Origin of the sequence: Phyllobacterium sp. UNC302MFCol5.2 (genome assembly GCF_000686005.1) — a bacterium.
Lineage (GTDB): Bacteria > Pseudomonadota > Alphaproteobacteria > Rhizobiales > Rhizobiaceae > Phyllobacterium > Phyllobacterium pellucidum.
In genome coordinates this window covers 1,444,681-1,458,222 of sequence record NZ_JMLL01000010.1, presented here as the reverse complement: position 1 = coordinate 1,458,222, position 13,542 = coordinate 1,444,681, and the positions used below count along the sequence as shown (strand labels likewise).

The window sequence follows — 13,542 nt, the reverse complement described above, 5'->3', positions numbered from 1 at the left end:
AAATTACTCCGAAAATGAAAAAGGCGGCCCGAAGACCGCCTTGTTCAAATCCAGGAGCCTGCGCTTATTCGGCAGCCGGTGCCTTGGCGACAGTAGCCTCCGAAACGGTCTCGGCAGTGCCGGTAGCCGGAACCGCGGTCTTGCCCTTGCGATTGTCCTTCTTCTCGGCAATGCGGGCAGCCTTACCAGTCAGGCCACGCAGGTAGTAGAGCTTGGCGCGGCGAACCTTGCCGCGGCGAACGAGCTCAACGCCCTCGACCAACGGAGAATAGATCGGGAAAACGCGCTCGACGCCTTCGCCGTAGGAAATCTTGCGAACCGTAAAGTTCTCGTTGAGGCCAGCGCCGCTGCGGGCGATGCATACGCCTTCATAGGCCTGGACGCGGGTGCGCGTACCTTCGGTAACGCGTACGTTGACGCGGACCGTGTCGCCCGGCTTGAAATCCGGAAGGGTGCGCTTGGCTTCGATCTTTGCCTTCTGCTCTGCGTCGAGCTGACGAATAATATCCATCGTCTTCATCCTTTACGTTCTTCTCGAACAGTCAGAGCGCTCGGCACTTGGCACGCAGCACATTTGGCCGCGTTTCTATGCCTCAAGGGAGGCAGGAGCGAATTCACCATTCATTGATTAATGGACCCGGATTTTTCCGGAGTTGGCGGGCAGATACACCATTAAAGCCGGTTTGTCACCTCCGTGCGTCAATCTTTTTGCCCAGCTATCGCTTCGTCCGTTTGCCATGGGCATCCCAGAGGTCTTGCCGCCGCTCACGCGTCAAACGCTCGGCCTCGGCACGCCGCCACTTCTCGATCGCACCATGGTTGCCGGAAAGGAGAACATCGGGGATACGCCTTCCCTCCCATTCCTGCGGCTTGGTATAATGCGGATGCTCAAGCAATCCCGTCTCGAAGCTTTCAGTCTCACCTGACAGCGCATTGCCCATCACCCCGGGCAAAAGCCTTACGACCGCATCGAGAACGACGATCGCAGCAGTTTCGCCGCCGGAAAGAATGTAGTCGCCGATCGAGACCTCCTCGAACTGCCGCGCTTCGATCAGTCTCTCGTCCACGCCCTCGAAGCGCCCGCACAGGATAATGGCACCCGGGCCGTCGGCAAGCTGGCGCACACGCTCTTGCGTGAGCGGCTTGCCGCGCGGGCTCATGAAAAGTTTGGGCCTGCCATCGGCCACGTGATCAACCGCGCGCCCGAGGACATCAGGCTTCATGACCATGCCTGCGCCGCCGCCCGCCGGTGTATCGTCGACCATGCGGTGCTTGTCGGTGGCAAAATCGCGAATTTGCACCGGCTCGAGCGACCATGCTCCTTCGTTCAGCGCTTTACCGGCAAGCGAGATGCCGAGCGGGCCCGGAAACATTTCGGGATAAAGCGTCAGGACCGTGGCGCGGAACCCCTCCCTGCTCATGGCTTGGTGTTTCCCCCGGATTCTCCCCCAAGTTGCCGCCGGCGCTCTTCGGCCTCGTCGGCGTCGGGGATAAGACCGGCGGCCACGGGATCGATGACGACATGCCCCGCCTTCACGTCCACGCTCGGCACGGCTGCCTGCGTGAACGGAATAAGCATCGGGCGCTTGCCGTGCATGGTCAGTTCGAGGAGATCGCCGCCGCCGAAATCGAACATGGCGGACACCTTGCCGAACGTGTTCCCGTCGGCGTCTACAGCATCAAGTCCAATCAGGTCGGAATGGTAATACTCATCTTCATCAAGGTCCTGCGGCAACTGCGAACGGTCGATGAACAGCGTCGTGCCGTTAAGCGCTTCCGCCATGTTGCGGTCGTTCACGCCGCGAAAGCGCACGACGACTACGGTTTTCGCCGGACGGATATCGAGAACCTCGAAGGGCCGGCCGGTTTCGTCGTAAAGCATGCCGTAATCGCCAAGCGCCATGGGATCGCCGGTGAATGTTTTCACCCTGAGTTCGCCTCGCGTGCCGTGTGCCGCGCCGATCACTGCCAATTGCACCGGGTCTTTCAACTTTGCCATGATGTTCCGAACTGAAGTTTCGAGTTTTTTGGATTAGCCTTTCTACGGCGAAACGCCAAGCAAAACCAGAAACGAACCGGAAAGGACTCCTGTGGCACTGTCGCGGCGATGGTTCAAAGGAGCGATGCAATGGGCGCAGTACCTAAGCCGGCCGAGTTTCTTGTGTCCGCACGGCCAGATCTCGTGGATGCCCGTGAGAACTGGCTGAAATCATTGAAGAACACGCGCCGGCTCGCGGCCAATACGCTCGATGCCTATGAGCGCGATACGCGCCAGTTCTTCCAGTTCCTGACGGGCCATCTTGGCGAGCCGCCGGCGCTGAAGGATGTTGCGACGTTGCGGATTGTCGATCTCCGTTCCTTCCTTGCAAGGCGGCGCAATGATGGCGCAGGCGCCCGCACGCTCGGGCGCGGCCTTGCCGGCATACGCTCGTTTCTGCGCTTTCTCGAAAAGCAGGGCATGGCCAATGCCGCCGCATCCATCGCCATCCGTTCGCCCCGCCAGCCAAAATCCCTGCCAAAGCCGCTGACCATGATCGATGCACGGCGCGTCGTTGAAAAGGGCGAACAGCTAAACGAAGAACCGTGGATTGCTGCGCGCAACGCCGCAGTACTGACGCTGCTTTATGGATGCGGCCTGCGCATCTCGGAAGCGCTTGGCCTCGACGGCGGGGCACTTACCGATCCCGACGCCCGTTCCATTCCTATCACCGGCAAGGGCGGCAAGACCCGCATGGTGCCATTGCTACCCGTCGTGCATCGCGCTGTCGCAGAGTATCGCAAGCTCTGCCCCTATGACCTTGCGGAAGGAACGCCGCTTTTCCGGGGCGCGCGCGGGGGCGAGCTTCATCCCGCGATCATTCAGCGCGACATGCAGAAAATGCGCAGTGCGCTTGGGCTGCCTGATACGGCGACCCCGCACGCACTTCGCCACTCCTTTGCGACGCATCTTCTCGGGCGCGGCGGTGATCTGCGCACCATTCAGGAGCTCCTCGGCCACGCCAGCCTTTCGACGACGCAGGTCTATACCGGTGTCGACAGCGAGCGGCTCCTGGAAATTTACGAAAAGGCGCATCCGCGCGCTTGAAATGTCGGGGCAATTCATATTCGAGACAATTTGCAGGTAGAGATTAACACTTTCTCGGCAGGCCCATTGGTAAAAGTCCGGCATGGATAACCAGGATATTTCCGTCATATTCGACCGTATAGCAGATCGCCTGCTCCAGCTGCTGGTGGCACTGAGCTGGCTCTTGCTCGCATCGTTCTTCGTCGTCGCCCTTGGCGCGGCGCGCGCCCATGCGGGCGATTTAAGCTGTGGAGGCCACGATATTATCGCTGCGATGGCGAAATCAGAGCCCGCCAAGCTTGAAACATTGCAAAAGCAGGCCGCTGCAACTGAGAACGGTACGGGGCTCCTATGGAAGATTGAAAGGCCCGGCATCAAGCCGTCCTATCTTTTCGGAACCATGCATCTTACCGATCCGCGCGTGCTCAAACTGTCGGAGGCAACGCAGGCTGCCTATCAGGGCGCCGATACGGTCGTCATCGAAACCGATGAAGTGCTCGATCCCAAGGCGCAATTTAAAGTTCTCGCCGAGACACCTGAACTGATGATGTTCACGGATGCAACCACGCTCGACAAGCTCATTCCGAAGGACAAGGTCGATGCCGTCAAGGCGGCGCTTCAGCAGCGCGGCCTGACACTTGCCGCGGTCAACCGCATGCAGCCCTGGATGCTGACCAGCATGCTCGCCATGCCGGCTTGCGAGCTCGCCCGCACCAAGGACGGAACCGCCTTTCTCGACATCAAGCTGGCGCGGGATGCGCAGGCGGCAGGCAAAAAGGTTGCGGGGCTCGAGACGATAAAGGACCAGCTCGGCGCCATGGCTTCGCTACCGATGCAGTTCCATATCGATGGTCTCATGGAAACGCTCGCTCTCGGTCCAAGACTGAACGACATCTTCGAGACGATGACCGTCCTCTACACGAAGGGCGAAATTGGCATGATATTCCCGCTAATGCGCTCCGTCTCGCCCGATGGCATCGAAAGCGGCAGCAGCTACGCCGCCTTTGAGGAAACGATGGTCAATGCCCGCAACCGGGTCATGGCTGATCGGGCTTCTCCGATAATAGATCAGGGTAATGCTTTTATCGCCGTGGGCGCCCTCCACCTTCCGGGCAAGGATGGGCTCGTTTCGTTGCTGCGAAACAAGGGCTATCAGGTGAGCGCGGAGTAACCGCGATCCCTCGAGCATGTGTGCATTGCAGCATAAGCAGGCGGCTTTTTGGAACTTATTTGAAAAGTAGCCGTTTTCCTTCCATTGGACGCCCTGAAACGTCATGGAGGACACGAAATGACCTATGATCCGAACCTGCAGCAACGGCCGATAGAAACCGAACCTTTGAACCCGAGAGCGACAGCGAAGTCGGGCTCAGGCGGTTTTCTTATCGCGGGTATTCTGATCGCTGCACTGATCGTTGGCGGCTATTTCTATCTGAACAGCGGTAGCAACGAGATGACCGCACCGGCACCGACTGCGCCCGCTACAACGACAGCTCCGGAATCGGCAAAGCCTGAACCGAACGCGATGGCTCCGGCAACGCCAGCACCGGCGCCTGCCGAAACTGCTCCGGCCCCGACGACCACGCCGGCACCGGCTGCTCCGGCACCTGCCCAGTAAGTTTTGGTACTGCAATGAATGCAAAAAGGCCCGGATATCCGGGCCTTTTTTGTAACCTTTGAACGCACCATCACATGTGAATAGCTTTGGCGAAGGTCGCAAGCGCGGCTTCGCGAACTGCCTCGGACATGGTCGGGTGAGCATGTGTGGTCCGTGCCAGATCTTCCGAAGAACCGCCGAATTCCATGAGCACGGTCGCTTCGTGGATCATCTCTCCGGCGCCATAGCCGAGGATGTGCACGCCGAGAACCTTGTCACTGGCCTTGTCGGCCAAAATCTTGACGAAACCGTCGGTGTGGAGCATGGCGCGGGCGCGTCCGTTGGCGGTGAACGGGAACTTTCCGACCTTGTAGTCGATGCCAGCCGCCTTCAATTCTTCCTCGGTTTTGCCCACCGACGCGACTTCGGGTTGGGTATAGACGACGCTCGGGATCGCATCATAATTCACATGGCCGGCCTGCCCTGCCAGGATTTCTGCAACGGCAATACCTTCGTCCTCGGCCTTGTGCGCCAGCATCGGCCCGGCGACGACGTCGCCGATCGCGTAGATGCCCGCAACGTTGGTCTGCCAATGATCGTTGATCGCGACGCGCCCGCGCTCGGTGGCAATCCCAGCCTCTTCCAGACCGAGCGCGTCGGTATAGGGCCGGCGCCCAGTAGAAACGAGGACCGCATCGGCCTCCAACGTCTGGGGCTCGCCGCCCTTTACCGGTTCGAAGGTCACTTTCGCGCCCTTGCCGGCTTTCTCGACGCCGGTGACCTTGGCGCCCATCTTGAACTCGATGCCCTGCTTTTCGAGCATGCGCTGGAACTGCTTGGACACTTCACCATCCATCGGCCCGAGAATCTTGTCGAGATATTCGACGACAGTCACCTTCGATCCGAGACGGCTCCAAACCGATCCGAGTTCGAGCCCGATGACGCCGCCCCCGACAACGATCAGGCTTTCGGGGACCTTCTGAAATTCGAGCGCACCGGTCGATGAAACAATAACCTTTTCGTCGAACTCGACATTTACACCCGGAATGCCCGCGACATCCGAGCCGGTGGCTATCACGATGTTTTTCGTCTCGATCTCCTGGACCGTGCCGTCGTCAGCGGTTACCGAAACTTTGCCTGCGCCAATGATCTTGCCCGTACCAATGAAGGCATCGATCTTGTTCTTCTTGAACAGGAACGCGACGCCGTTGACGTTGGCCTCCACCGTCGCATCCTTGTGCGCCAGCATGGCCGGCAAGTTGAGTTTTAGCGTGCCGACATCCACGCCGAGGGTGGCATGGGAATGTCCGGCCTCGTGAAACACCTCGGATGCATGCAGCAGAGCCTTTGAGGGGATGCAGCCGATATTCAGGCAGGTGCCGCCAAAGGTGGCGCGCTTCTCGACCACCGCGGTCTTCAGGCCAAGCTGCGCAGCCTTGATCGCGCAGACATAGCCACCCGGACCCGTTCCGATGACGACGACATCATATGCCATAACTCAATCCTTCTCTTATGACGCTGTGCGCGATCCGCCCGGCGCGATTACTGCTCGGGCACGCATTCTTTGAAACGAAAAACTTCCCAGGGAAATGCTTCGACAGGCTTGTCGAGCTTGAAATTGTAGCGGGTCATGGCGCTGGTAAGGTCCGGCAGCAGCAAGGCCTGCGCCGCAGGTTCCTTGGCCTTGGGCAGGAGATCCGCGTCGGCCCCCTCGGTCAGCGCATAGATGACACCCTGCCATACGGTGCAGGCATCAAGCTCCACACCGGTCTTCGCGGGCGGACATTTATAGGAGATAGTCCCATTCGGCCGGGCAACTTCTTCGGTCCAGGCAACGACGCCATCAAGCCGAAGGTCGGTTTCGTTCAACTGGAGCGAAAACTCGTTGGAGGCATCCTCCGCATCATCGGGAACGCGCTTGAAGGTCAGCGTATAGTCGTCGTCCTTGTCGGTATAGACGGCACGATCCTGCGTGCATGCGGCAAAGGCCGGCGTTGCGAGCAGCGGCATGCTTGCTGCAAGAACAGCGGCGAGATGCAGACAGCGGAGACGCTTCCGGGACCCCATCAGTTCTGGCTCGCCTGCTGCGTTGCGAGCTTGATGCCCAGTCCGATGAACACCAATCCAGTTGCGTGATTGAGTTCGTAAATATAGTGCGACATGCTCATTCTCCGGCCGCAGGACCGCCCGGTGACGATCCTGCTTGGTTGAATATTGGCACTAAAGGTCGAGTACGAGACGCTCCGGATCCTCGAGCGTATCCTTGACACGGACAAGGAACGTGACCGCCTCCTTGCCATCGACGATACGATGATCGTAGCTCAAGGCGAGATACATCATTGGACGGATGACAATCTGGCCGCCGACGACGACCGGGCGCTCCTGGATTTTATGCATGCCGAGAATGCCAGACTGCGGGGCATTGAGGATCGGCGAGGACATCAGCGAACCATAGACGCCACCGTTCGAAATCGTGAAGGTACCGCCCTGCATGTCGGCCATCGACAGCGCGCCATCGCGGGCGGCCTTGCCGAGGCGGCCGATTTCTTTTTCGATCTCGGCGATCGACATCTGGTCGGCGTTGCGCACAACTGGAACAACGAGACCCTTGTCCGTGCCGACGGCGACACCGACATGGGCGAAGTTCTTGTAGATGATGTCGTTGCCGTCGATCTCGGCGTTGACCGCCGGGATCTCCTTCAGCGCATGGGTGACCGCCTTGGTGAAGAAGCCCATGAAGCCAAGCTTCACGCCATGCTTCTTCTCGAACAGCTCCTTATAGCGATTGCGAAGTTCCATCACCGCCGACATGTCCACCTCGTTATAGGTGGTTAGCATGGCAGCGCTGTTCTGCGCATCCTTTAGGCGCTTGGCGATGGTCTGGCGCAGGCGGGTCATCTTCACCCGCTCTTCGCGCGAGGCATCGTCGGCCGGCGAAGCGGGGCGCGCAACGGCCTTTGGCGCTTCGGATGCCGGCTGCTGCGCCGGGACACCCTTGGCGACGATATCGAGCACATCACCTTTGAGTACCTGGCCGCGTTTGCCCGAGCCTTCGACCTGAGAAACCGAAACGCCTTTTTCAGCGAGCAGCTTCGAGGCGGCCGGAGAGGCCGGCATTTCGCTTGGACGGCGTTCGGCAATCGGCGGCTCCCCGGCAACTTCGGCGGTCTTGGTTGCGGCCTCTGCGGTGGAGGCGGCAGCACCGGCGCCGGATGCCTGTGCGACAGCCGCGGGCTTCGGCTCTTCCTTCTTGGCAGCAGGGGCGGCGGCAGTTGCGCCATCGGCAGCGCCAATCGTGCCGAGCAGCGCGCCGACTTCGACCGTATCACCTTCCTTGGCGGCGATTTCGGCCAGAGCACCGGCAGCGGATGCCGGCACTTCGATCGTCACCTTGTCGGTCTCGAGTTCCACCAAAGGTTCGTCAACGGCAATCGCGTCGCCGACTTTCTTGAACCATTTGCCAATGGTTGCTTCGGTAACGGATTCGCCCAGCGTAGGGACGCGGATTTCGGTAGCCATGTGTTCGCTCTTCCGTTGATCGTCAGTTACTTAGGAACCCAAAGCATCTTCAAGGAATGCTTCGAGCTGTGCAAGGTGTTTGGACATGAGGCCCGTTGCCGTCGATGCGGCGGCGGGACGGCCGGTGTAGCGCACGCGCTGGTGCTTGGCGTCGATATGTGCAAGGACCCATTCGAGATAGGGATCGATGAATGCCCAGGCACCCATGTTTTTCGGTTCTTCCTGGCACCACACCATTTCCGCGTTGCGGAAGCGGGAAAGCTCGGTGATGAGGGCCTTGGCCGGGAACGGGTAAAGCTGTTCGACGCGCAGGAGGTAGACATCGTCGATACCACGCTTTTCGCGCTCTTCGTAAAGGTCGTAATAGACCTTGCCCGAGCACAGGACGACGCGGCGGATCTTCGAGTCCTTCTGCAACTTGATCGGCTGATCCTTGAGAAGCTGCGCATCATCCCAAAGCAGGCGATGGAACGAGGATTCACCGGTGAAATCGCCGATTGAAGAAACGGCCCGCTTATGGCGGAGCAGCGACTTCGGCGTCATCAGGATCAGCGGCTTGCGGAAGTCACGCTTCATCTGACGGCGCAGGATATGGAAATAGTTAGCCGGCGTCGTACAGTTCGCAACTTGCATATTGTCTTCCGCGCAAAGCTGCAGATAGCGCTCAAGACGGGCTGACGAATGCTCGGGACCCTGGCCTTCATAGCCGTGCGGCAGCAGACAGACGAGCCCGGACATGCGCAGCCACTTGCGCTCGCCCGATGATATGAACTGGTCGAAGACGACCTGCGCGCCGTTGGCAAAGTCACCGAACTGCGCTTCCCACAAGGTCAGCGCGCGTGGATCCGACAGCGAGTAGCCGTACTCGAAACCAAGCACTGCCTCTTCGGAAAGCATTGAGTTGATGACTTCGTAAAGAGCCTGGCCCTTCTGCAGATTGTTGAGCGGAATATAGCGTTGTTCGGTATCCTGATCGTAAAGCACCGAATGACGCTGGCTGAACGTGCCGCGCTCGACATCCTGGCCGGAGAGGCGCACCGGGTGCCCTTCCGTGACGAGGGACCCGAATGCCAAAGCTTCAGCCGTCGCCCAGTCGAAACCTTCGCCGGTTTCGATCATCTTGGCGCGGTTGTCCTGGAAGCGCTGGATCGTGCGGTGGACATTGAGACCGGCCGGAACTTCCGCCAACTTCTTGCCGATTTCCTTCAGCGTCTTGACCGGAATGCTAGTCTTGCCGCGCCGTTGTTCATCGGCATTGTCCGCCGTCCGCAGGCCGCTCCAGGCGCCATCGAGCCAATCTGCCTTGTTGGGCTTGTAGGCCTGGCCGGATTCGAACTCTTGCTCCAGCGTTTCGCGCCAGGTGGCACGGATCTTCTCCAGGTCGGCCTCAGTGATCAGGCCTTCCTCGATGAGCTTTGCGGCGTAGAGCTGGACAGTCGTTTTCTGGCTGCGGATCTTCTTGTACATGATCGGCTGTGTGAACGCCGGTTCGTCACCCTCGTTGTGGCCGAAACGGCGGTAGCAGAACATGTCGATCACCACCGGCTTATGGAAGGTCATGCGGTATTCAGTGGCGATCTTGGCAACGTAGACGACCGCCTCAGGATCATCGCCGTTGACGTGGAAGATCGGTGCCTCGATCATTTTCGCAACGTCCGACGGATAGGGCGACGAACGCGAAAAGCGCGGATTGGTGGTAAAGCCGATCTGGTTGTTGATGATGAAATGCACGGTACCGGCAACGCGGTGTCCGCGCAGACCGGAAAGGCCGAGACATTCCGCAACTACGCCCTGGCCAGCGAAGGCCGCATCGCCGTGGAGCAGCAGCGGCATCACCTTGGAGCGTTCGGAGAGGGGGACAACCTCGTCGCGCTCGCGTCCGGCAAGAATATCCTGCTTGGCGCGCGCCTTGCCCATGACGACCGGATTGACGATCTCGAGATGCGACGGATTCGCCGTCAACGACAGGTGCACCTTGTTCCCGTCGAACTCACGGTCGGAGGAAGCGCCGAGGTGGTACTTCACATCGCCCGAACCTTCGACGTCGTCCGGTGTATAGGAGCCGCCCTTGAACTCGTGGAAAATCGCGCGGTGCGGCTTGCCCATGAATTGGCTGAGCACGTTGAGGCGACCGCGGTGGGCCATGCCGAGGACGATCTCCTTGAGACCCATCGAACCACCGCGCTTGACGATCTGCTCCAGCGCCGGAATGAGCGCTTCGCCGCCGTCGAGACCGAAACGCTTCGTGCCCTTGTACTTTACGTCGATGAATTGTTCGAAACCTTCCGCCTCGACGAGCTTGGAAAGGATAGCCTTCTTGCCTTCATTGGTGAAGGCAACGCCCTTGTCCGGGCCCTCGATGCGTTCCTGAATCCATGCCTTCTCGACAGGATCAGAAATGTGCATGAATTCGACGCCGATAGTCGAGCAATAGGTGCGCTTGAGGATATCGAGCATCTGCGGGATCGTCGCGTATTCGAGACCCAGCACATTGTCGATGAAGATCTTGCGGTCGTAGTCGGCAGGCGAGAAGCCGTAGCTCTCCGGCGAAAGCTCGTTGTAATCTTCCTTGACCTCGGCGAGGCCGAGCGGATCGAGCTTGGCATGGAGATGGCCGCGCATGCGGTAGGCGCGGATCATCATGATGGCGCGCACGGAATCACGCGCGGCGTGGATGATGTCGCTGTCCGAGGCCGTCAGAACGGGAGCAGCAGCGCCATTGGCTACGGCACCGTTGGCGGACTTCGCCTTCAGCTTATCGGTTATGTGCTTTTCAACTTCGCCCCAATTGCCGTCGAGCGCCGAGACGAGTTCGCCATTGCTCGCGATAGGCCAATTCGGCTTTTCCCAGGACGCGCCCTTGGCGTTCTTGATGACATCGTCCTTGGCATCGTTGAGATTGGCGAAAAATTCCTGCCACTCAGATCCGACCGATGCCGGATCCTTTTCGTACTGGGCATGCAGCTCCTCGATATAGTGCGCATTGCCGCCATAGAGGAACGAGGTAAGTGCGAAGATGTCGTTGGCCTGTTCTTGACGTGCCATATGTGTGACCGGAGTACCGACTCCGTCTCCCTTTGTGCGAGCTCGCCGGGCCTTCTGAGCCGGAAACGCTCTGGGTTGAGGCCAATCGGGCCCCGGGGATTGATCGGGGCGGCGCCCGCCCCAATCGATAGTTCTTCTTCGTCAGGCGTCTGGCGCCAGCAGGTGTCAGCCCTTGAGGACCTCGACCAGCGTCTTGCCAAGCTGCGCCGGTGAAGGCGAAACACGGATGCCCGCTGCTTCCATAGCAGCAATCTTGTCTTCCGCGCCGCCCTTGCCGCCGGAAATGACCGCGCCCGCATGACCCATCGTCCGGCCCGCAGGGGCCGTGCGGCCGGCAATGAAGCCGGCCATCGGCTTCTTGCGGCCACGCTTGGCCTCGTCGGCGAGGAACTGCGCTGCATCTTCCTCAGCCGAGCCGCCGATTTCACCGATCATGATGATCGACTTCGTCGCTTCGTCAGCGAGGAACATTTCCAGGACATCGATGAACTCGGTACCCTTGACCGGATCGCCGCCGATTCCGACAGCGGTCGTCTGGCCGAGGCCCTCGTTCGTCGTTTGGAACACTGCTTCATAGGTAAGTGTCCCGGAGCGGGATACAACACCCACCGAGCCTTTCATGAAGATGTTGCCCGGCATGATCCCGATCTTGCATTCCTCAGGCGTGAGAACGCCCGGGCAGTTCGGGCCGATCAGACGCGATGTCGAACGATCGAGACGCGCCTTGACCCGCACCATGTCCATGACCGGGATGCCTTCGGTGATGCAGATGATCAAAGGAACTTCCGCATCGATGGCTTCGATGATGGCTTCGGCCGCGCCTGCAGGCGGCACATAGATCACAGAGGCATTGGCGCCGGTGCGGTCCCTGCCTTCGGCAACCGAAGCGAAAATCGGCAGCTGCGCGCTGGCGCCGGTTGGCAACTTGCCTTCCCAGGTCTCGCCGCCCTTTTTCGGATGGATGCCGCCGACCATCTGCGTGCCGTAATAGGCGAGCGCCTGTTCGGTGTGGAAAGTACCGGTCTTGCCGGTCAGGCCCTGAACGAGAACCTTGGTGTCTTTGTTGACAAGAATAGACATGCCTTAGTTTCCCTTCACCGCCTTGACGATTTTCTGCGCTGCATCGTCGAGGTCGTCGGCCGACGTAACGTTAAGGCCGCTCTCGTTGATGATCTTCTTGCCAAGCTCGGCATTGGTGCCTTCGAGGCGCACCACGAGAGGAACCTTGAGACCGACTTCCTTGACCGCCGCGATAACGCCCTCGGCAATGACATCGCACTTCATGATGCCGCCGAAGATGTTAATCAGGATGCCTTCCACGGCCGGATCGGCAGTGATGATCTTGAACGCCGCCGTTACCTTCTCCTTGCTCGCGCCGCCGCCGACGTCGAGGAAGTTCGCCGGCTCAGCACCATAGAGCTTGATGATGTCCATCGTCGCCATGGCGAGGCCGGCGCCGTTGACCATGCAGCCGATATTGCCGTCGAGGGCGACATAGGCGAGGTCGTATTTCGACGCCTCGATCTCCTTGTCGTCCTCTTCCGAGACATCACGCAGTTCGACAACGTCAGGGTGGCGGAAAAGCGCATTGCCGTCGAAGGAGACCTTGGCGTCGAGAACGCGCAGGCGGCCATCCTTCATGACAATGAGCGGATTGACTTCGAGCAGGCTCATGTCCTTCTCGGTGAATGCCTTGTAGAGCGCCGGGAACAGCGACTCCCCATCCTTGCGCGCTTCGCCGGTCAGGCCATAAGCGTCGCTGATCTTGGCGATATCATCCGCGGTCACGCCCTTTTCAGGATCGATCGCGACGGTGATGATCTTTTCTGGCGTATCGTGGGCGACGGCCTCGATGTCCATGCCGCCCTCGGTTGAAACGACAAAGGACGGACGGCCGACCGAGCGGTCGACGAGGATCGACAGATAAAGTTCACGCTCGATATCGGCGCCGTCCTCGATATAGAGGCGGTTGACCTGCCTGCCGGCGGGGCCGGTCTGCTTGGTAACCAGCGTGTTTCCGAGCATTTCCTTGGCATTGGCAACGACTTCCTCGACCGAGCGGGCCAGGCGAACGCCGCCCTTTGCGTCAGGGCCGAGTTCCTTGAACTTGCCCTTGCCGCGACCGCCCGCATGGATCTGGCTCTTGACCACATAAAGCGGGCCCGGCAGCGTCTTTGCCCATTCTTCCGCCTGTTCGACGGAATAGACGGCAACGCCGTTGGCGATCGGCGCACCAAAAGTGTGCAGCAGACGTTTCGCCTGATATTCGTGAATATTCATTTAGCTGTTTCCTCTCGAAAAATCCCCGCGCGGAGGATTG

At 59.8% G+C, this 13,542-nt stretch carries 12 protein-coding genes; 3 read left to right on the top strand and 9 right to left on the bottom strand.

The genetic code is table 11. The annotated features are described in order from the left end of the window. Nucleotides 1-64 precede the first annotated feature (64 nt). The 3 genes from rplS to rimM form a co-directional block, all read right to left on the bottom strand. Nucleotides 65-511, bottom strand: coding sequence for a 50S ribosomal protein L19 (rplS, locus tag BR48_RS0109020; protein WP_027230999.1), 447 nt, complete (start codon nt 509-511; stop codon nt 65-67). A gap of 205 nt (nt 512-716) precedes the next feature. Next, nucleotides 717-1,421, bottom strand: a complete 705-nt coding sequence (gene trmD, locus BR48_RS0109015) for a tRNA (guanosine(37)-N1)-methyltransferase TrmD (RefSeq protein WP_027230998.1) — start codon at nt 1,419-1,421, stop codon at nt 717-719. Beyond that, nucleotides 1,418-1,999, bottom strand: coding sequence for a ribosome maturation factor RimM (rimM, locus tag BR48_RS0109010; RefSeq protein ID WP_027230997.1), 582 nt, complete (start codon nt 1,997-1,999; stop codon nt 1,418-1,420). Before rimM ends, trmD begins: the two co-directional genes overlap by 4 nt. Before the next feature lie 129 nt (nt 2,000-2,128). Between rimM and BR48_RS0109005 the strand changes: the two genes are divergently transcribed. The 3 genes from BR48_RS0109005 (at nt 2,129) to BR48_RS24175 (ending at nt 4,679) form a co-directional block, all read left to right on the top strand. Further along, complete coding sequence (locus BR48_RS0109005; RefSeq protein WP_027230996.1) at nt 2,129-3,085, top strand: tyrosine recombinase XerC; 957 nt, start codon at nt 2,129-2,131, stop codon at nt 3,083-3,085. An 82-nt stretch (nt 3,086-3,167) separates the two neighbouring features. Beyond that, a complete protein-coding gene (locus BR48_RS0109000; protein ID WP_051614707.1) occupies nt 3,168-4,235 on the top strand; it encodes a TraB/GumN family protein in 1,068 nt (355 codons plus the stop codon). A gap of 117 nt (nt 4,236-4,352) precedes the next feature. After that, a complete protein-coding gene (locus tag BR48_RS24175; RefSeq protein ID WP_036813591.1) occupies nt 4,353-4,679 on the top strand; it encodes a lipase chaperone in 327 nt (108 codons plus the stop codon). 70 nt (nt 4,680-4,749) lie between these two features. Here the strand turns inward: BR48_RS24175 and lpdA are convergent, their stop codons facing one another. From lpdA to sucC, 6 genes are all read right to left on the bottom strand, one after another. Further along, nucleotides 4,750-6,153, bottom strand: a complete 1,404-nt coding sequence (lpdA, locus tag BR48_RS0108990; protein ID WP_027230994.1) for a dihydrolipoyl dehydrogenase — start codon at nt 6,151-6,153, stop codon at nt 4,750-4,752. A 47-nt stretch (nt 6,154-6,200) separates the two neighbouring features. Next, entirely contained in the window at nt 6,201-6,668 is a 468-nt protein-coding gene (locus BR48_RS0108985; protein WP_210165009.1) for a hypothetical protein, read from the bottom strand. Between the two features lie 210 nt (nt 6,669-6,878). Beyond that, complete coding sequence (gene odhB, locus BR48_RS0108975) at nt 6,879-8,177, bottom strand: 2-oxoglutarate dehydrogenase complex dihydrolipoyllysine-residue succinyltransferase (RefSeq protein ID WP_027230992.1); 1,299 nt, start codon at nt 8,175-8,177, stop codon at nt 6,879-6,881. Nucleotides 8,178-8,207: 30 nt separating this feature from the next. Further along, complete coding sequence (locus tag BR48_RS0108970; RefSeq protein ID WP_027230991.1) at nt 8,208-11,222, bottom strand: 2-oxoglutarate dehydrogenase E1 component; 3,015 nt, start codon at nt 11,220-11,222, stop codon at nt 8,208-8,210. A gap of 165 nt (nt 11,223-11,387) precedes the next feature. After that, on the bottom strand, nt 11,388-12,302 hold the full coding sequence (gene sucD / locus BR48_RS0108965; protein ID WP_027230990.1) for a succinate--CoA ligase subunit alpha: 915 nt from the start codon (nt 12,300-12,302) through the stop codon (nt 11,388-11,390). A gap of 3 nt (nt 12,303-12,305) precedes the next feature. Beyond that, on the bottom strand, nt 12,306-13,502 hold the full coding sequence (sucC, locus tag BR48_RS0108960) for an ADP-forming succinate--CoA ligase subunit beta (RefSeq protein WP_027230989.1): 1,197 nt from the start codon (nt 13,500-13,502) through the stop codon (nt 12,306-12,308). Between the last annotated feature and the right edge of the window lie 40 nt (nt 13,503-13,542).